The following is an 18954-nucleotide window of genomic DNA, read 5'->3' as shown; positions in this document are numbered from 1 at the left end:
ACTGGTCAAGCAATGCGCTTGGGTACGCATTTAGGCGCGGCTACCCAGCGAACTACCAGGGCGCACGCCCTGGTAGTGAACGGCATGCCTCAGGCCCCGCCCTGGGGCAGGCGGTGCTCCGGAGCGTCAAGCCACACGTGATGCTCGCCGTCCCCCGTGACGGTCAGCCCGTACCGGGTGATCTCCGGGCGACCTTGCTCGTCCCACCATTCCCGGGCCGCCACGACCTCCTCCCACAGGGACCTCGGGCCCTGCTGCATGACGCTGTCGCTCTCGTCCCAGCCGTCGCAGCACACGGACGCGAACGACTGCTCGCCGTCCCACAGCAGGATGCGCGGTTCGTCGCCGACGATGCGCTGCATCATCAGGCCGGGAACCAAATGCCCGACGGTGAAGTCAGCGTGCCAGTCGCCGTCCAGCACCTTGTCCGGGTCCGCCGGCGACGCCGACAGCCGCTCGGCGCCGACGTTCGGGGGCCGGCCGCCGGGCGTCCGGTGCGCGCGCAGCCACATGTACGCAGCAGTGTGCACGAACCGGCCCTCGGCCGTGCCGTCGGCGCCGACGGTCAAGCGCAGGAGCCCGCTGTTGGAGAAGAGCGTCCCGTACGGGGTGAGGATGATCCCGCCGGGGCGCACCTGCTCACGCCAGGCCCGGGGGATGGACCGGGCCGACGCGGTGCAGATCAGCCGGTCGTACGGGGCGCCGTCGGCGTAACCTTCCTCGCCGTCGCCGCACACCACCCGAGCCGTGTACCCGGCAGCGAACAGGTTGTGCCGGGCCAGCTCGGCCAGGGCCTCGTCCAGCTCGATCGTGACGACGTTCCCCGGTCCCGCGCGTTCTTCCAGGAGCGCGGTGTTCACGCCCGAGCCGGCGCCGATTTCGAGGACCTTGTGCCCGCGGCCGAGGTCGAGGTGCCCGAGCTTGATGCAGACGATGTCCAGCGCGGACACGGACGACGTCGCGGAGCCGCACACGAACCCCTCCGCCCCCTCCGCGGTGGAGGGGGTGTCCTTTCCGTCGTTGATCTGGGTGACGACCGCCTTGACGGGGTCATAGACGGCCTTCGCCCACTCCTCCGGCTCCTTGCCGCAGGAGAGGGCGCGGTAGCCGTCCTTGGTCCACACCCAGACGTCGCGCGGGACGAACCGTTCTCGCTCGACCGTCAAGACCGCGTCGCGTACCCACGGCGCACGGTCGAAGTAGCCCTTCGCCGCGAGATCGTCCGTGCACGCGGCCCGGAGCGCGGCGAACCGTGGTGTCACTTGTCGTCGTCCTTACGGTGGTCGCCGCTGCCTTGCGGAGTGCTGCCGTCGGACGTCGGCTCACCGCTGCCGCTGCCGCCGTGCTTGTCCGGGTCCCAGTCCTCCTGCTGCGCGTTCCCGCCGGAGTGCCTGCCTGCCATGGCGTTGCTCCCTCTCGTGTCGGTGAGACCGGTGGACGGGGCGCAGTCTGGCGCAATCGCGGCGGTTGCGGTAGATGCCCCGAGGCCCGTCGTAGGCCGTCGTAGGCCGTCGTAGGCCGTCGTAGGCCGTCGTAGGCCGTCGTAGGCCGTCGTAGGCCGGCAGCGTGATGGCACAGGACGATCGGCTGGAGCCGGTCCGGAAGTCGTCGGCCATGGAGGACGTCATGGCGAGCCGCCTAGCGAGCCGTCACACAACACCGGAACGAAGCCTGGATGCCCCGCACATATCCGAACCGGAATGACCGCCGCATGCTGCTCGTCACATCGGCACCAGCACCAGCACCGGCCCCCGAGGCGATGTCACCAGGCCAAGGAGTAGTCCATGGCACAGCAGCCCATCACCCACAGCCCGGCACGAGGCAGCCGCCGCTGGATGTCCACCGCGATCGCGGTCCTCGCGCTCGCCGCGGGCCTGCTCAGCGCCGCACCGCCCGCGTCCGCCGGCAGCGGTCTCACCCAGGTCACGCGCTTCGGGTCCAACCCCGGCAACCTGTCCATGTACACGTACGCTCCCCAAGGCCTGCCCGCCAACGCCCCTCTCGTCATCGCCCTGCACGGCTGCACCCAGAGCGCGAACGACTACTACAGCCACTCGGGCTGGCCCAAGTACGCCGACCAGTACGGCTTCGCCCTGGTCTTCCCCCAGACCAGCAGTGCCAACAACGTCAACTCCTGCTTCAACTGGTTCCAGCCCGGCGACGCCGCGCGCGGCCAGGGCGAGTCACTGTCCATCAAGCAGATGGTCGACAAGGCCGTCGCCCAGTACGGCAGCGACACCCGCCGCGTCTACATCACCGGGCTGTCCGCCGGCGGTGCGATGACCGCGGACATGCTCGCCGCCTACCCCGACGTGTTCGCCGGCGGTGCCATCGACTCCGGCATCCCCGCCCACTGCGCCGACTCCGTCATCGCCGCCTACACCTGCATGTTCAGCCCGCCGAACAAGACGCCCGCGCAATGGGGCGACCTGGTACGGGCCTCGGCCCCCGGCGGCACCACGTCCTGGCCACGCCTGGCGATCTGGCAGGGCACCGCCGACACCACCGTCGCGCCCGCCAACGCCACCGAACTGCGTGACCAGTGGACCAACGTCCAGGGAATCAGCCAGACGCCCTCCAGCACCCGGCCCCTCCCCGGCAACACCATCCTGGACACCTACAACGACACCGCCGGAAGGCCTGCCGTGCAGGTGTACACCGTCACCGGCATGGGCCACGGACTTGCGGTCAACCCCGGCAACGGCTCCGATCAGTGCGGCACCAGCGGTACCTACTACCTCAACTCCCTCTGCTCCAGCTACTACACGGCCCGGTTCTGGGGCCTGGACGGCTCGTAGCGACGAACTTGCTGGAGCCTCACACCGACATGCCACCGTCATTGGCGCGTCCTATGTTCACGCTCGTGGAAGCCCGGCCTTGGGCGCGGGGCTGTCCTGGCGGGCGCTGCGGGCGCGGCGGGCTCCGATCAGCAGCAGGGCGCAGGCGAGCCCGATGAGCGGCCAGGGCGTGAACGGGAGGACCACAGCGTCGACGACGGTCCAGCCCGCCAGCGTCCAGACGATGAATGCCGGCGGGGTGATGCCTCGGCGGTCCAGCCACAGCACCGTCAGGCCGACCAGAGCGAGCGGTATGCCGAAGCTTTCCAGGCTCAGCCAGTACGCGCTGCCCGCCGGACTCATGTCGGCAAGGTCCTCGCTCCAGAGTCCGCCGCTGAACCATGTTCCGGCGTGGCGCGCGGCCCTCTCCGCCGTCAGGGCGAGGAGCGTGTGTGCGGTTCCGAAAAACGTGATGATCCAGCCGGCCCACTTGATCATTCGAGTTCTCCGTTCTCGTCGCGAAGCCCGCGCAGTGCGGCTTCGCCGCGGTTGTCTCTGCGGAACAGGAGCACGAGATCTTCAAACCATAGTTCCGGTACTACGGTTTCGATACTCTCGTTCCGTATAGTGCAGGCATGACGGCGAGAAGGCAACGGGGTGGACGCCCCAGAGACAGTCGCGTTGATGACAAGATCCTTCGGACAACGCGTGAGTTGATCGACGAAGTCGGCTACCCGGCTCTGACCGTCGATCAGATCGCGGCGCGCGCCGGGGTGGGCAAGGCGGCGATCTACCGCCGCTATGCTTCCAAGGCCGAGCTGGCGTTCGCTGCCACCATGTACGACCAGCAGCCGCCTCCCCTGGCCGGCACCGGCTCCTTGCACGGGGACCTGCTGTCGCTGGTCCGCGCGTTTCACATCCGCATGGCCGCCCCGGCGGCCCGACAGCTGGCGCCCGCCCTGATCAGCGAAATTGCCGTCAATCCCGAACTGGAAACCCGGTTCCAGGACACCTTCCTGGCCGCCGAACAGGCCGCCTTCGCCGAAATCATCGAACAGGCCGTGGCCCGCGGCGAGCTGGCCGGGACCGTCGACCCCGCCATGGCCCACCTACTGCTGCTCGGCTCCCTGGCATCCGCCCTGTACATCATCAAACTGCCCGTCGACGACGCGATGGTCACCGACCTCGTCACCGCCGCCGCAGCAGGAATCACCGCCCTGGCCGACCGGCGCCACAGCGACCCCGCCAGGGCCAACGAGCCGCGCTGACAGGGCCGTTCTCCTTACCGGTTTCCCATTCAGTCATAGGCAGTTGTCTCTAGGGTGTTCATCAGGGTGTTCGATACGAACGTCCACTGGCCGGCCGGAGGTGCCATGTCCCTACAGATGAAGCTGGTTGCGATTACGCTCGACTGCCCTGATCCGCCGGCTTTGGCGGCGTTCTATCAGCAAGCCGCAGGCTTCGAACCTCATCCGAAGTCAGACGCCGACTTCGCGGGTCTCAGCCGTGCGGACGGGCTCTTCATCGGCTTTCAACGGGTCGACGGCTACCGGGCGCCGCGCTGGCCTGACCAGACCGTTCCCCAGCAGATGCACCTCTGCTTCGACGTCGTAGATCTGGACGAAGCCGAGGCCCGGCTGCTGGAGCTGGGCGCGGGCAAGCCCGATCACCAGCCTCATGATGCCGCCGCAGCGCGGGTTCTCACTGATCCGGCCGGTCACCCCTTCTGCATCTGCCGAGGCTGACGGACAGGTTCAGTGGGCTTCGAATCGAGACTGAAGACATGGGATAGCGCGCCGCATTATCCACGACACAACTATTAGCCCTTAACGATCTGGCCGTTGAAAATACCACCGGAACAGATTTTCAGGGTGGGTGAGACTACGACAACGTCTCCGCCCCCCAACATGCATTGGTTAGCCGTGACGGTTGTGGGTGCGGCTTCGGCTGCGGTCACAGCCGGCCCCGCAAGTCCCGTCAGGGAGATACCGAGAAGAGTCGCGAAAACAACGATAGCGATACGACGCATGTCGACTCCTTTTGGCCGGGAGTGAGGTGAACTCGTCTCCTGGACGGCCTGCAATGCCGTTGTCTCACCCGCGCCGCTCTCGGTCCACGCTCATTGACTGGCTACCCTCGTGTGAGTGACTGCGTTCACTCGTTTGGAGCAGGCCGGCCGTCGAGGATCAACTCATTGCCCCAGCGTTGCTGCGCCGTGGACGAGCTCGTGGAAGTCGTTGTACATCCGGGTGACGGCGGCGTCGGCTGCGGGGACGAGGGTGTCGTAGTTGAGGAAACCGTGGATGAGCCCGGCGGGGTCGCCGCCGGTGTACGGCTGGATGTCGTTCTCACACTCGGCTGCGGTCAGCAGGTGCCCGGTGGCGTTCTCCACCATCGAGGGATACGCGGTGCGGCCACTGAAGGTCGGTGGCAGGGCAGGCGAGGAGCTGGGCCGCGACCGGGGTGCCGTCGTCGCGCAGGGCCAGTGCCACCGCCGCGGCGAAGTCAGCGCTCGCGCTGTCCCCGGCCAGCGCGAGCGGGCCCCCGCCGAACCGGGCGCGATGAGCCGCGACATGGCGGGCGACGGCCAGGCAGTCGTCGTACCCGGCCGGGAAGGGATGCTCGGGGGCGAGCCGGTAGCCGACGCTGACCACCACCGCCTCCAGGTCGCGGCACAGCCGGCGGCATACGTTGTCGTGGGTGTCCAGGTCGCCGACAATCCAGCCACCCCGTGAAAAAACACCACCGCCGGACACACGCCCTCGGCCTGCGGCCGCGACCGAGCGACCAGCCCCCGCGTGACAGGGTGACGCGCAGTCGGGTCACGGTCAGGCCCTGGCCGTCCTGTCGGACCTGCCCCGCATTCGGGAGGCGGCGATGGCACTCACCAGGTGCCCCCGAACCTCCGGTTGCCGCGGCGAAGTCGCCGACGGAAACAGCAGACACCGAAGGAGGCGCCAACTCGCCTGCATGCGCGGATTCCTAGCGGGTTCCCAGGAGACCCGCAGACGCGCCGGCGGCCCGGCCCCTGCCGGGCGGGCCGTATTGACGATAGCCCAGAAATCCCTTCGTGAAAATTTCGATGACACCGCGGCGACAGCCGCGCGAGCCGTCGCAGGGCCATCCCGGAACGGGACCGACGGGCACATGTGAAGCACACCACACACCGGCAATTGGCTTGCGGATCAGGTGTGCGCATAGATTTATGACGTTGCATCATCGCCTGCTTTGCGCGTAGTCGATCGCCGGTAATTCGGTCAAGTATTGAACAAACCGATTCGGTTGATCCTTGAACATGATTGAGCGTTCACCGCTCGACTGTCGGCTCGCATCGCTCGACCATGACGCCCGCGGCCTTCGCCCGCCGGGCGGGGCACTGTGACCGACGGAAGATATAGCGAGAAGGGGAATCGCCAGTGCCTCTGTGCGTTGCGGCACTTGTGGAGAGGGCGCGGAGCCGATGAGGCGGACCCGGCTCGCCAGGACCGAACTCACCGAGGACGCCGGCCTGATGCCGAACAGCCCTTGCTCCGAGACGTAATCCTTTTCTCCTCCCCTTCGATTTCCCGTTCCCGGCCCGGAAGGTGCCTCTTGTTCGCCCTACTCGTCGATGCGCGACTCGCCGCCAAACTCAGCGACCTCCCCCTGGTCGGCGACCGCATCTCCCCCGAACACGACCTCGGCATCACCGGCGTGAAAGCCGTCGTCGCCTCCGACGCCCTCACCGCCGAGCAGGTGAAGGCGCTCAACGAACAGATCTCCCGCCTGGACGGCACCCACCCCAGGTTTCCCGAGGAGACCCGCGGGCGCGCCCTGGTGGCCCTGGACTACGAGTGGGGAGGGGAGCAGCGCACCCCCCTGATGCTCCGCCTCGCCGGCGCGAAGCCCACCGAGGGCCGCGAGAACGGAGCCCCCAACCCGAAACTGCTCAACTCTGCGCCGGCCGCCGGGCCATGGGCGGCACCAGCCGCACCCACCGACCCAGCAGCACTAGCCGCACCCGACGACCCCGCAACTCCCGCCGCCGCATGGGTCACTCTCGACCGTTCCTTCGGCCCGCTGCTCCTGCGGCGCCTGGGCGCCAGCTACCAGGACGAGAAGATCTGGGTCCTCTGTGACGCCGCAGTGCACGCCGGCCCCCTGGAGCTCGGCGTGGACGGGCTGGGTCTGGGCATTCCCCTGGACGGCAAGGACTTCACCCCCTCCGGCCGGCTCGACGGGCTGAGCCTGTCCTTCCGTAAGCCGCCGCTGGAGATATCCGGCGCGTTCCTGAACAAGCCGGTCACCGAGGACTCGCCCTATGACCGGCTGATCGAGGGCAGTGCCCTGATCAAGACCCCCAGTGCGAGCTTCACGGCGATCGGCGCGTACGAGAGCCTCAAGAACGGCACGCGGTCGCTCTTCCTGTACGCCGAGCTGGGGGCGAAGTTCGGCGGCCCGCCGGCCTTCCGGGTCACCGGCGTCAAGGCCGGCTTCGGCTACAACAGCAGCCTGCGCGTGCCCGCCATCGACCAGGTCGCCGGGTTCCCCCTGCTGCGCGGGATCGACGGAGCGGGCCAGGACACGCCGCCCGAGCCGCTGGACGTGCTCAAGGAGCTGACCGAGGGGACCGACGACGCTCCCGCCTGGATCACTCCACACGAGGGCAGCACCTGGCTGGCCCTCGGCCTGAACGCGGACGTCTTCGAGATCGTCCACTGCAAGGCCCTGGCGTTCGCCGAGTTCGGCCCGGACGACCTGGTGGTGGGGCTGCTGGGCTCGGCCAAGGCCCAGTTCCCCGACCCGGAGAAGAAGATGGGAGAGCCGTACGCCAGTGGCGAGCTGGACATCTCCGCGGTCTACCGGCGCTCCGCGGACATGCTGGCCGTCGACGCCCGCCTCGCCCCGGACAGCTTCCTGCTCGACCGGTCCGTGCACCTGACCGGCGGGGCGGCGCTGCGCCTGTGGTTCGGGAACAGCGACCACCCCGGTGACTTCGTCTTCACCATCGGCGGCTACCACCCGCGCTACGCCCCGCCCGCCCACTACCCGCGGGCGGACCCGGTCGGCGTCGACTGGACCTCCGGCTCCTCGGTGACCTTGAAGGGCACCAGCTACTTCGCGCTGACCCCCTCGGCCGTCATGGCCGGCGGCCGGCTGGACCTGCGGTACGACAGCTCGTGGGCCAAGGCCCGGGTCGACGTCGGGTTCGACGCCCTGGTCGAGTGGGCGCCGTTCCACTACGAGGTGGACGTGTGGGCGGAGATCACGGCCCAGGTGTGGCTGCTGTTCGGCTGGAGCGGCGAGGCGTCTCTGGGTGCCCGGCTGTCGGTGTGGGGCCCGCCGTTCGGCGGCACCGCACACGTGAAGGTGCTCGGCATCTCCATCCCGATCGACTTCGGCGAGCCCAGGACCGGTCCCGCGCCCATCGGCTGGGAAGAGTTCCGCACGCTGCTGCCGCAGCACCCGCTGACGCTCGCCCCCGTAGACGGCCTCCACCCCGACCACGCCGCGCAGGCGCCGCCGTCGGGCGGTCCGGAGACCTGGACCGCCTCCGCCGACGGCTTCGCCTTCACCGTCGGCACCGCCTTCCCCGCCTCCGCGCTGACGGTCAACGGGGTGGACGAGACGGGGAACCGCCCCACCGATGGGGTGAACGGGACGGGGAACAGCCCCGCCAAGGTCAGCATCCGTCCGATGGCCAAGACCGGCCTCGACGTCACGCTCTCGGTCACGGTCGAGAAGCAGACCGAGGACGGCCTCTGGCGCCGGCTGCCCGCCGACCACTGGCAGGACTGGAGCGTCAGCGTCCACAGCACGCCGCAGCCGGCCGCGCTGTGGGGCGCCGGGAAGGCCGACGACGCACTCGGCGCGGACCCCTTCGTCCGCGGACTGGTCAGCGGAGCGCGCATCGCCGTACCGGCCCCACGCCTGCCCGGGGCCGCCGCTTCCAGCCGGAGCGGCCGCCTCGACCACGCCCCGCTGCCCGAAGGGATCCTGCCGCTCGACCCGGACGCGGCCCCCGCCGGGGTCCGCGGGGAGCGGGAGGAGGCCGACGGCACCGGCGCGCTGCGGGTCGACGCGCCCGAGCAGACCGCGGCACGGCGGGCCGCACTCGCCGCCCTGTCCGCCGCCGGCTATCCGCTCGACGCCGGCGCGGCGCTCGACCGCTACGCCCGCGAAGCGGCCTTCTCCTCCCCGCCCCTGCGACTCGCCCACTCGTGAGGACCTCATGACCACGCACCCGACCGAGCAGTCCGCACCAGCGGACGACACTCCCGCCACCTCCGTCACTTCCGTCACCTTCCACGACCACCTGCTGCCCGGCATCGAGGCCGGCCGCTACCGGATCACCGTCGACCAGCAGCTCCCCGCCGAACACCTGCCGGGCGCCCGCCTCGACCCGGTGGCACAGATCGTCGGCGTACGGGCCTCGCAGTTCCGCCTCGACCCCTCCTGGGTGCACGCCGTGTACCCGGCCGCGCACAGCCAGGGCCCCTTCCACGGCCTGCTCCCGCACATCACGCTCAACCCCGCGTCCCTGCCGTGGGAGCGCGAGCCCTTCACCGGCAGCATCCGGAACCCCGCCCGGGCCCCCTGGACGGCGCTGCTGCTCTTCGGCGAGGGCGAGCTGCCCGGCGACCCCAACGCCCTCGGCGCCACCGCCTCGGTGACCGTCCGCGCGCTCCTCGACGGCGACGCCGCGGTCTCCGGGCCCGCCCTGGACCGGGACGCCGTCGACCCCACCCTGCTCGACACTCCCTGCCGGGTCGTCGACGTTCCGCAGGCACTGCTGGCACAGCTGCTCCCGGAGCCGTCCGATCTCGCCTTCCTCGCCCACGTCCGCTCGGGCGGCGAGGACGCCGCGCCCGCCGACGGCCAGAGCAGCCGGCCGGGCCGGGACGCACGCGCGGTCATCACCACGGCCCGCTTTCCCGACGCGGACCGGGGCCGGTACGTGGCCCACCTGGTCTCGCTGGAGGGCCACACGCCGCCGGGGCCGCAGGCCGGCGGCAAGCCCGTGCGCCTGGTGTCCCTGCACAGCTGGACGTTCACCTCCTGCGCCGCATCCGGCGACGGCTTCGGCCGGCTGGCCGGGCGCTTCGCCCCGGGGAACGGCGAACACAGCGCCGCCCCGCTGCGCCCGGCCCCCGCCGCGGGCGCGGGGCTGCCGGACGAGCTGGGCACCCTGCTGGAGCAGGGCATGGTCCCGATGACCCACATCACCGACTCCGGCGAGCGCGCCCTCGCGTGGTACAGCGGCCCGTTCCTCCCCCGCGTCGCACCCGAGCTGCCCCGGCCGGCGGACGGCCACTTCCCCGACGCCGACGGGCTGTTGCTCCACGAGCCGCACACCGGCACCTTCGCCACCGGCTACGCCTGCGCCTGGAACGTCGGCCGCGCCCTGGCCCTGGCCGACCCCGGCTTCGCCACGACCCTGGTCCGCCTGCGCCACCAGGGCCGGCTGCGCCGGGCGACCGACCGCCAGTACGCGACGTACCGCCGGCAGCTCTTCCACAGCTCCCTGTCCGCCGGACCGGCCCCCCGCGCAGCCGCCCCCGCGGCCGCCCCGACGCCGCGCGAGCAGTTCGAGGAGCTGCTGCGCGGCGACGCCCTCGACGCACTGGCCGCGTCCTTCGCCACCCCCGACGACTCCGAGCCGCAGCCCCGGACCGTAAGCGCCACTCCCGACGAGCCCGAGCCGCACCCCCAAGCCGTACGCGCCACCCCCACCACGTACCGTCTCGACGCACCGCCGCGCTCCTCCGCCCCGCAGCCGGAGCCGCAGCAGCAGCCGCCGTCACTGTCACCGTCTCCCTCCCCGTCCCCGGACGCGCGGGAAGCAGCGGCATGGCTGGCCACGCTGCGCACGCTCAGCGGAGTGCCGTTCGACTACCTCGTCCCGGACCAGCGGATGCTCCCGCCCGAGAGCCTGCGTCTGTTCCACGTCGACCGCGGCTGGCTCCACGCCCTGCTCGACGGCGCGCGCAGCCTGGACCGGCACCCCGGCGCCGACGCCACGACCGACGCCGAACTGGACGACCTGCTCGACGGCCAGGGGCCCGTGCCCACCGCCGGTCTGCTGCTGCGCTCGGCCCTCGTCCCGGGCTGGCCGACGCTGCGCTTCGAGGCCGGCGCCGCGTCCGGGAACGCCCCGGTCGAGGTGATCCGCAGCGAGGCCCTGGGCGCCGACGTCCTGCTGATGCTCTTCGACCGGATGCCCGACCGCCTGACGATCAGCGAACCGCCCCAGGGGCTGCACTTCGGTGTCGACGAGGAGGGGAACGTGGCGCTGCGCAGCCTGGCCCCCGGCGAGGTCGGCCGGCCGCTGGGGCGCTCGGTGCCCGTCGGCGCCGACCCGGCCCTGACCGTCACCACCCCCGCCGGGGCACGGGTGCTGAACGTCGGCAGGCTGGCGGCCCGCCTCGCCGAGGACGTCAAGCCCGGATCCCCGCTCTCCCCCGCCGAGTTCGCCGTGCAGCTGGTGCGCGCGCCCGAGCAGCTGACCCTCTCCTTCGAAGGAACCAAAGGAACCACCCGATGAACACCGACCTCCTGGTCCCCGTAAGGCTCCGGGCCCTGGTCGTCAACGACCAGGTGCGCAGGAAGGATTCCTTCCTCCGGTGGCTGCCTAATTACCACCTGCTCGGGGTCCACCGCTCCCCGGAGCCGTCGCCCTATGCGAGTACGGACACCGAGTTCTCCCAGGAGGCGGGCCACGACGGCGTGTACCTGCACTGGGAGCTCCCGGCAGCGCTGCGCCGGGCGACCACGCCCGGCGGCGAGGTCACGCTCCCGCCCGCGCCGAACCGCTGGCTGGTCGTCCGGCACGCCTACACGGCTGCGGGCGACTACGCCACCGCCGCATGGGTCGTCGAGAGCGACTTCCTCGACAAGCGCACGGGCAGCGTGCCCTATCTGCGCCCCGGCGGGGGTCACGTCACGCCGACCCGGATCGGACGCAGCACCGAGGCCGCGCAGTGGACGGAATCCGCGGCGGACCGGCCCACCTTCCTGACCGCGACCGGCCCGGGAACCCTGTCCTTCGCCGCGTTCCAGCCGCACTGCCAGAACGTCTTCTCCTTCCACGACCCCCTGGCGTACCTGCCTCACCGGTTCGATCGCCTGGGCTACCAGGTCGTCGGCTGGCACGCGTCGGCCTCCGACGACCCGCTCGCCGACCCGCGGGCGCGCGAGGCCCTGGAAGCCACCCTGGGCTGGCAGGCGGACGGCACCCCGCCCCCGGGCACCCGCACCGTCTACACCGGCCGCGTCCACAGCGTGCTGCCCCACTACGACCCCTCCGGCGAGCAGCGGCCCGACCCGACCGTGGCCGTCGCCGACAGTGCCCGTTCCGCGTTCACCGCCCTGACCGCCGACAAGGCGGCCACCGACCCGTCCCTCACCCTCGCGCCCGCGCTGTTCGACCAGCTCCAGTCCAACACCCTCACCCGGGCGGACGACCCGGACAACGCGCACCGCCTCACCGACATCCTGCTCGCCGCCGGCTTCGGCGAGGGCACGGCCTCGTACGCCTGGCACGCGGTGCCGCCCGGCACCGCGGAAGAGGCCGCCTCCCCCGAGGACGAGCGCCGGGCCCGGTCCGTCGAGGCCGCCCTGAACGCCGCGCAGCACGCCTACGACCGGGCGGAGCGCGAACTGGCCGGGCTGCGCCGGAGGCTGTACGGCATGTGGCGCCTCCAGGGCCTGCCCGTACTGCCGCGCGGCTACCACCACCAGCAGCTGACGCAAGAGCTCGACCCCGGGCGCGAGGGCAGCCTCGCAGCGCGCGTACGCGCCGGCCGGGAAGCGGCCGAGCGCCTCCGGTCCGCCCTCCCCGGCGGAGACACGCCCGCGCAACTGACGGAATCGGTCCGCCAGTACGCCCGGGCACACGGCCTGCCCGCCGGCTGGGGCCTCAAGCGTGTGGCCCCGGCCCCCTTCCACCGAGCCCTGGACCCGGCCGTCGTTCTCCAGGGCGCCGGCACCCTGCCCGTCTCGGACGACGCGACGCTGCGCTGCCGATTCGGCGACCGGATCGTGACCTCCGTACAACTCCCCGGTACCGACGCGGTGTTCACCGCCGAGCGGCCGGACCTCGCGTGCAACACGCTCGACCTCGGCGCCGGCGAGCACTCCGCCATGCCGGACTCCGCCCGCGCCCTGCTGCGCGAAGCGTTCCTGCTCGACCCGAGCGGCGCCGCCGCGCGCCCGGCGGGCAGCCCGGCGGACACAGGAGCAGCGACTCCGCGCACCGGCACCGCCCCGGCCTTCGGCAACGATCCCTGGGAACAGCCGTGGCACCCCCTCCACCTGCTCTGGGAGGTCGAATACCACCCTCTCCCGCACGACCAGTGGGAGTTCGACGGCGACCACTACACCTGCCCGCAGCCCCTCCCCGAGGCCGCGCGCACCTACACCGGCCGGACGCTGCTCAGTGACCACCTGCCGCGGAGCCTGGCCGACCAGCTCCGGCAGTACGCGCCCGAGGACCCCGAACTCTCCCCCCACTGCGACGCGCTGGCCGACCGGGTGGCTCGTGGGGACGTGCTGTCCAGCTCTCTGGCGGGGCTGCGCGACATGCTCATCGGCCAGGACCCCGGCCAGGGCGTCCCGCCGCTGGGCGCGCCGCCGGAGCTGGTGGAGCTGATCGGTGACGCCTACCGCACCAGCCCCGACCCGGGCCCCCTGCCAGTGCCCTTCGAAGGCTGGCCGGACTCCGGCTTCCAGCAGCTGCGCGCAGGTCAGTTCCGCTTCCTCAGGCTGACCCTGGTGGACTCCTTCGGGCGCTCTCTGGACGTCATCACCCCGGCGGGCACCGGCGGGGCGAGCGGCCTCCGGCACCCGGTGGTGGCCGACGCGCTGCGCCCGCAGCGCGTCCCCGAGGCTCTGGGGGCGGCTCCCGAGCACGTCATCCAGCTGCCGCCGCGCCTGCCGCAGGCCGCGCGTCTGGGGCTGGACCTCATGGACGCCGCCCGTGGCACGGACCCGGCCACCCACCTGGACGACGGCAATCCGCTCGCCGGCTGGATCGTCCCCAACCTGGTCGACGGCTCGCTCACGGTGTACGCACCCGACGGCACCGCCCTCGGCCTGCTGCGCTGGGCGTACCGGATCGGCCGGCCGGCCCGGGAAGCGGTGTGGACGCCGCTGCCCGGTGGCGTCCCCGCCGGCCTCGACGCCCTGCGCACCGCCTTCCCCCACCTGCACACGCTCGTCACCTGGCTCCAGGGCACCGGCACGGACAGCAGCCCGCTGCCCGCCGCCATGGATCTCCTGGAGACCTCGCTGGTGGACATCGTGCCCACCGCGGGCGCCGCCTCGGCCGCGCTCGCCGGGCGCCCGCTGGCCCTCGTCCGCTGCCGCCTCCACCTGGACCTGGACGGACCGCCGCCCACCGACCCGGGCTGGCAGCACATCTTCGACCACGAACCGCCGGGCCCGGAGTTCACCGGCTACTCCTGGCCGGTGCGCCTGGGCGAGCAACGGCGCATCGGCGACGGGCTGGTGGGCTACTTCGCCGACACCGACCCCGGAGTGCTGCGCACCGTGGTCGCACCGGCCGACGCGCACCCGCGCATCGCCGCCATCGGTGACGGAACCCACCTGCGCGTCACGGCCGGAGCCGCCCGGCACCTGACCTTGCTCGTCGACCCGCACGCCCCCGTGCACGCCACCACGAACCTGCTGCCCACCACGGCACTGGAGATCCCCCACCGTTTCACCGACGGACCGCTGAACCGCATGCGCACCGTCCTGCGCACCGGGCCGCTGCTCACCCCGGCAGCCGCCCTTCAGGAGGGCGCCGTCGCCCTGCCGGTGCGCACCGTCGACGACCAGACGTGGACCTGGGCGGAGCGTGCCGCCGACGGCACCTGGGCCCGCTTCCCCACCTCGGCCGCGAGCACCACCCCGCGCTGGGACGACCGGGCCCCCGTACTCCGCTCCGGCCTGCTCACCTCCCGCAGCCCGCTCCCGCAGGCCGACGCCGAGATCGACGACGCCGACACCGCATCCGAGTAACTCCCGCAAGCACCCAAGGAAACGCCACCATGAGCACCCACCTCGGCGGCACCAGCCGCCTGACCTACAGCCTGGCCACCCTCCCGGCTCCCTTGGCCACCGGCCGGCCGGCCCACATCGACGTCGTCGTGTCCAACTCGGGCACCGAGGCCGTCCTGTGCAAGCAGATCCTCCTCGTGCTTCCCACCGGCGACCTCGCCCAGGACCTCGTGCCCGCGGGCCACCGCGTCGCCCCCACCGTCGAACCGGCCGACCAGTGGACCGTCGACGAGATCGAGAGCGGGGTCCTCCTCACCCTGCCCCAGGACGACCTGGCGGCCTTCACCGCCGGCGGCACGCCGCTCACCGTCCGCCCCGTCAGCGGCGAGTCCGTCTCCCTCACCACCCACGGGCTCCTCCTGCGCCTGAAGGACTTCAAGGCCAACGCCCTCGCGGGCACGGCCCTGCTGCGCATCCGGGAGACCGTCAGCGTCGACAACGGCGAGACCTGGGAGACCCACCAGGTCACCGTCCCGCTCGCCAAGTACCCGCCGGCCGAGGCCCTCACGGCCGACGTGGTCGGCGACCTCGTCGTCCGTGAGGCCGACGCCAACGGCAACCCCGGCTCCACCCCCGTCACTCTGCTCGCGCCGGGCCAGAAGGCCGTCCTCACCTGGACCGCGCCGTCCGACGCCGACTGCGACATCTACTTCGACGGCCGGCACGCGGGGCCGCTCAGCGGCCAGGACAAGTGGCAGTTCCCCGTCACCGGCCTCACCCGCGACACCCACTTCCAGGTCCGGGTGACGCTGAAGCGCTCCGGTGAGACGATCACCCACCACCTCTCGACGGCCGTCGCCGTCGAAGAGCCCGTCCTCCCGCAGCTGACGGTCGGAGACCTGCACGGGCAAGCAGGCACGCTCACCGTGCACGACGCCGTGGTCGCGAAGAAAAACCTCTCCGTCGAGGCGGACGTCACCATGACGGGCAACCTCACCATCGGCGAGGACATGAACGTCACCGGCGCCGTCCAGGCGACCGGCGACATCACGACCGACGCGCAGTTCCTCGACCCCAAGGGCACGCCGTTGCGGGGGAAGCTGGCATGAGCGGCAAAGTCACCATCGGCGGACGCCTCAAGGCCTCCGGCAACATCACGGCCGACGGCCGGCTGAGGATCCTCAACCCGGCGGGCCACAGCCAGGACTTCTTCTACGTGGGCACGGACAACAAACAGACGTTCACCGTCCCGGACCACGTCACCATCCTCTCGCTGCACCTCCGCGGCGCCGGGGGCAACGATGCCGACGGAGCGAGCGGGGGCAAGGGCGCCGACATCCGAGCCCTGCTCTACGTCACTCCCGGGGACGTCATCGGCGTCCGCGTCGCCCGCGACGGCGCAAGAGCGGCCTCGGCGCAGGTCTTCCACGGCGACACGCTGATCGCGGGAGCGGGCAGCGGCGGAGACGCGGGCGCGACGGGCAGCCAGGGCGGCAGCGGGAACACCGGTGTCAACGGTGCCCAGGGCTCGACCAGCGGCATCGCGTACGGCGGCTCCGGCGGCTCCGGAGGGAAGGGGGGCGGTGGTGGCGCCGGTGGGGACGCCGGACACATCACCTCCGTCAGCGGTCCTGTCGCCCACGGCCGGCCGGGTGGCCAGGGGTCGGTGGGAGAGAGCGGCAGCGGCGGCGAACGCGGCGGCAACGGCTGGAAGTGGGGCCTGTACAACGCCGGTTCCGGTGGAGGCGGCGGAGACGCGGGAACGACCTCCAGCGCGGGCGAAGGTGGTACCGGCGCGGGCAACGACACCGGCGACGGAAGCAAAGGAAGCGGCCGGCAAGGTGGTACCGGAGGACGCGGAGGATCGTCCGGAATGAACGCCGGCGGTGCCGGCGCCTCGGGGGGTGACGGTGGCTCCGGTGGCGAGGGCGGCCGGGGAGGCGCTAACGGGAGCACGCAGTCCCGGACAGCCGACGGAGCCGCGGGGCAAGCCGGTTTCGGTGGTGGCGGAGGCGGTGGCGGAGGCTGGGGCGGTGGGGCTCTGGGCCTGTTCTCCGGCGGCGGTGCCGGCGGCGGTGGCGGTGGAGGCGCCGGCGGCCAAGGCGGCCGAGGCGGTACCGGCGGCGACAGCTACTTCGACGCCGCCAGGGCCACGCTCATCTCCGCCGACGTGAACAACACCGACGCCGCGAGGGTCACCATCGCGTGGGGAAACCACGTGTTCCCCACGTGAACTGCCCCGCGTGAACCGGGCGGCCGGGCACGGCGCAGCGCGCGCACCCTGACTCCCCCATTGCAAAGCCTTGCTCCGTAAGTGACGACAAAACATCGAGGACGGAATTCAGCAATGCCACTGTCCGTTGAACAAATAGCCGAGAGGGCACGGAACGGAAGTCTGCTGCTCAAGGCCGAGGAGTTCGCCGACTCCGCGGTCCGTGACGCGTTCTCCGCGTATCTCGGCTCCCCCGGGCTGAACTTCTCGGACGCGGAATTCACCGCGGAGAGCATGACGCTGCGAGGGCACTGCGCCGTGCCCGCCCTCGGACCGGAGCCCTGCCCGGCCGTGGCGGAGTTCCTGACCGACACGTCGGGCCGGACGGTCGTGGGATGCGTACTGGTCGTGGACGCCCCGAAGTGGCGGCTTCCCGAGCCCTTCCCCGCGTACGACCTGAGCCCGCTTCAGGCCCTGGGCGCGCAGTCGCCCGTCGTCGTCCTCGACGCCACACCCCGTACGGACAAGGAGGCGGCGGAGCAGGAGCGGACGCCCGTCGTCGCGGGAGCCCGCTGGGAGCTGCCCGGCCTCGACGAGCCGGTGCTGTTCCTCGCCTCCGTGCACGAAGGCACCTTCACGGTGTCCGCCCGCTTCCCCGACGGGCTCTCCCTGCCCTCCTTGCGGCACATGGCGGACCTGCCGGGCTGCACGGGCGCGGACGCCGTCACCGAGCACTTCCCCGCGGAGTGGCAGGAGCTCCTCGCCTCGGCGCTGCCCGCGCTCCGCGAGGTCACCGTCTCGTACGCCCCTGGGGACGGGCGGGTGACCGGAGCGCTGGAGGTCGACCTCGCGCACGAATGGCCGCTGCCGGCGGGCGCGACGCTCAGCCGGGTACGGGCGCGGATCGCTCTGGACTCCGCCGCCCGGCAGGACGGCTGGGGAGGGCTGTCGGTCGAGCTGAGCGGACATCTGTCCGTGGGCGGCCTGGAAAGCGCCGTCACGGTCGAGCTGCCCGCCTTGACGGCGCACGGCGAACTCGCCGACGGCAGCGCACTCTTCGAACACGCCGCGCCCGACCTCGCCAAGAACGGCATGGGGCGGGTCTCGTTCCTGTGCGACCTCCGGGAAGGCGCCTACGTCGTCGCGGCAGAACTCCTGAGCCCCCTGGAGGTCGCGGGCGTACGGATCGAGGACCAGACGGTGCTGGTGTCCGGCGGCGGGGACCGCACACTTGAGGTCACCCTGGCGGGCACCCTCGTCGTGGGCGGAACCCGGATCGGCGTGAAGGCCGGCAGGACCGCCCAGGGCTGGGGACTGACCGTGGAGGCGGACCGCATCGCCTTGCGCGACATCAGCGCCTGGACCGAGCAGACCCTGGGCAGCGGCCTGCCCGCCTCCCTGGCGGAGCTGACGTTGCGGGACTTGTGCTTCGAGGTCGTCCCCACGCCGTCCGGACGGCTGTTCGCCGCGGCGGGATCCGCCGAGTTCCCCCTGCCCGCCGGGCTGCGGGCCCGCGCCCACCTCACCACGCGGATCAACACGGGGGACGGCCCGTCCGAAGTCGAGGCCACCGGTTCCCTCCTCCTCAGCGGCCCTGAGTCGTCGCTGATGGAGCTGGACCTCGTGGCGGACAAGGATCCGGACGCGACGAGCTGGACCGCGACCTGGGCCGCCCAGGAAGGCATCACGCTCGGGGAGGCACTCGCTCCCCTGCTGCCCGCGACGGGCTCGCCGACGGCGGGACTGCCGACCCTGCTGCCCGCCGTCGAAAAGATCTCCCTGCGGTACACCGCGCCGACGGCGGCCGGCGTCGCCGCCTCCCTGGTCCTGACCACCGACGCCCGGCAGGCACGGGCCGTCCTGGTCATCACGGACTGAAATCCCCCGCGGACTCCCTCGACACTCGGATTCCTCCGACCCGCGGACTCTCTCGACCCTCGGACTCCCCCGACCCGCGAACTTCCCCGGCCCGCCGGCTCCCCC

The 18954-nt window shown here is 71.9% G+C and carries 13 protein-coding genes and 1 pseudogene; 9 read left to right on the top strand and 5 right to left on the bottom strand.

The genetic code is table 11. The annotated features are described in order from the left end of the window. Nucleotides 1-89 precede the first annotated feature (89 nt). Together D7231_RS01910 and D7231_RS36400 are read right to left on the bottom strand one after the other, a co-directional pair. A complete protein-coding gene (locus D7231_RS01910) occupies nt 90-1262 on the bottom strand; it encodes a methyltransferase domain-containing protein (RefSeq protein WP_120753114.1) in 1173 nt (390 codons plus the stop codon). Further along, nucleotides 1259-1402 (bottom strand): hypothetical protein, encoded by a 144-nt coding sequence (locus D7231_RS36400; RefSeq protein WP_158673701.1) that lies wholly within the window; start codon nt 1400-1402, stop codon nt 1259-1261. The genes D7231_RS01910 and D7231_RS36400 overlap by 4 nt, the downstream gene beginning before the upstream one ends. A gap of 433 nt (nt 1403-1835) precedes the next feature. Here D7231_RS36400 and D7231_RS01905 point away from each other — a divergent pair. Further along, nucleotides 1836-2792: pseudogene (locus tag D7231_RS01905) on the top strand (extracellular catalytic domain type 1 short-chain-length polyhydroxyalkanoate depolymerase); the annotation flags it as partial. A gap of 63 nt (nt 2793-2855) precedes the next feature. On the opposite strand, the gene D7231_RS01900 reads toward D7231_RS01905, so the two are convergent. Further along, a complete protein-coding gene (locus D7231_RS01900; RefSeq protein ID WP_120753113.1) occupies nt 2856-3275 on the bottom strand; it encodes a DUF6463 family protein in 420 nt (139 codons plus the stop codon). Between the two features lie 137 nt (nt 3276-3412). Between D7231_RS01900 and D7231_RS01895 the strand changes: the two genes are divergently transcribed. Further along, nucleotides 3413-4045 carry a TetR/AcrR family transcriptional regulator gene (locus tag D7231_RS01895; protein ID WP_120753112.1) on the top strand — a complete coding sequence of 211 codons (633 nt, stop codon included), beginning with the start codon at nt 3413-3415 and terminating at the stop codon, nt 4043-4045. 105 nt (nt 4046-4150) lie between these two features. After that, nucleotides 4151-4522 (top strand): VOC family protein, encoded by a 372-nt coding sequence (locus D7231_RS01890; protein WP_120753111.1) that lies wholly within the window; start codon nt 4151-4153, stop codon nt 4520-4522. 446 nt (nt 4523-4968) lie between these two features. Here D7231_RS01890 and D7231_RS01885 read toward each other — a convergent pair whose 3' ends face one another. Continuing rightward, nucleotides 4969-5172 carry a hypothetical protein gene (locus D7231_RS01885; RefSeq protein ID WP_147449671.1) on the bottom strand — a complete coding sequence of 68 codons (204 nt, stop codon included), beginning with the start codon at nt 5170-5172 and terminating at the stop codon, nt 4969-4971. Then, nucleotides 5126-5533, bottom strand: a complete 408-nt coding sequence (locus tag D7231_RS38400) for an alpha/beta hydrolase fold domain-containing protein (RefSeq protein WP_120753109.1) — start codon at nt 5531-5533, stop codon at nt 5126-5128. The genes D7231_RS01885 and D7231_RS38400 overlap by 47 nt, the downstream gene beginning before the upstream one ends. 835 nt (nt 5534-6368) lie before the next feature. On the opposite strand from D7231_RS38400, the gene D7231_RS01875 reads away from it, so the two are divergent. From D7231_RS01875 to D7231_RS01850, 6 genes are all read left to right on the top strand, one after another. Continuing rightward, entirely contained in the window at nt 6369-8981 is a 2613-nt protein-coding gene (locus tag D7231_RS01875) for a DUF6603 domain-containing protein (RefSeq protein WP_120753108.1), read from the top strand. 7 nt (nt 8982-8988) lie between these two features. After that, a complete protein-coding gene (locus D7231_RS01870) occupies nt 8989-11301 on the top strand; it encodes a hypothetical protein (RefSeq protein WP_120753107.1) in 2313 nt (770 codons plus the stop codon). Then, complete coding sequence (locus tag D7231_RS01865) at nt 11298-14780, top strand: hypothetical protein (protein ID WP_120753106.1); 3483 nt, start codon at nt 11298-11300, stop codon at nt 14778-14780. Before D7231_RS01870 ends, D7231_RS01865 begins: the two co-directional genes overlap by 4 nt. A gap of 29 nt (nt 14781-14809) precedes the next feature. Then, complete coding sequence (locus D7231_RS01860) at nt 14810-15868, top strand: hypothetical protein (RefSeq protein ID WP_120753105.1); 1059 nt, start codon at nt 14810-14812, stop codon at nt 15866-15868. Then, a complete protein-coding gene (locus D7231_RS01855) occupies nt 15865-16992 on the top strand; it encodes a hypothetical protein (protein ID WP_120753104.1) in 1128 nt (375 codons plus the stop codon). The genes D7231_RS01860 and D7231_RS01855 overlap by 4 nt, the downstream gene beginning before the upstream one ends. Nucleotides 16993-17106: 114 nt before the next feature. Beyond that, a complete protein-coding gene (locus D7231_RS01850; protein WP_120753103.1) occupies nt 17107-18849 on the top strand; it encodes a hypothetical protein in 1743 nt (580 codons plus the stop codon). The last annotated feature ends 105 nt before the right edge of the window (nt 18850-18954 follow it).

Source organism: Streptomyces klenkii, from assembly GCF_003626645.1.
Classification (GTDB): domain Bacteria; phylum Actinomycetota; class Actinomycetes; order Streptomycetales; family Streptomycetaceae; genus Streptomyces; species Streptomyces klenkii.
The sequence above is the reverse complement of the archived record's forward strand: the minus strand, read 5'-3'. Positions and strand labels throughout refer to the sequence as shown.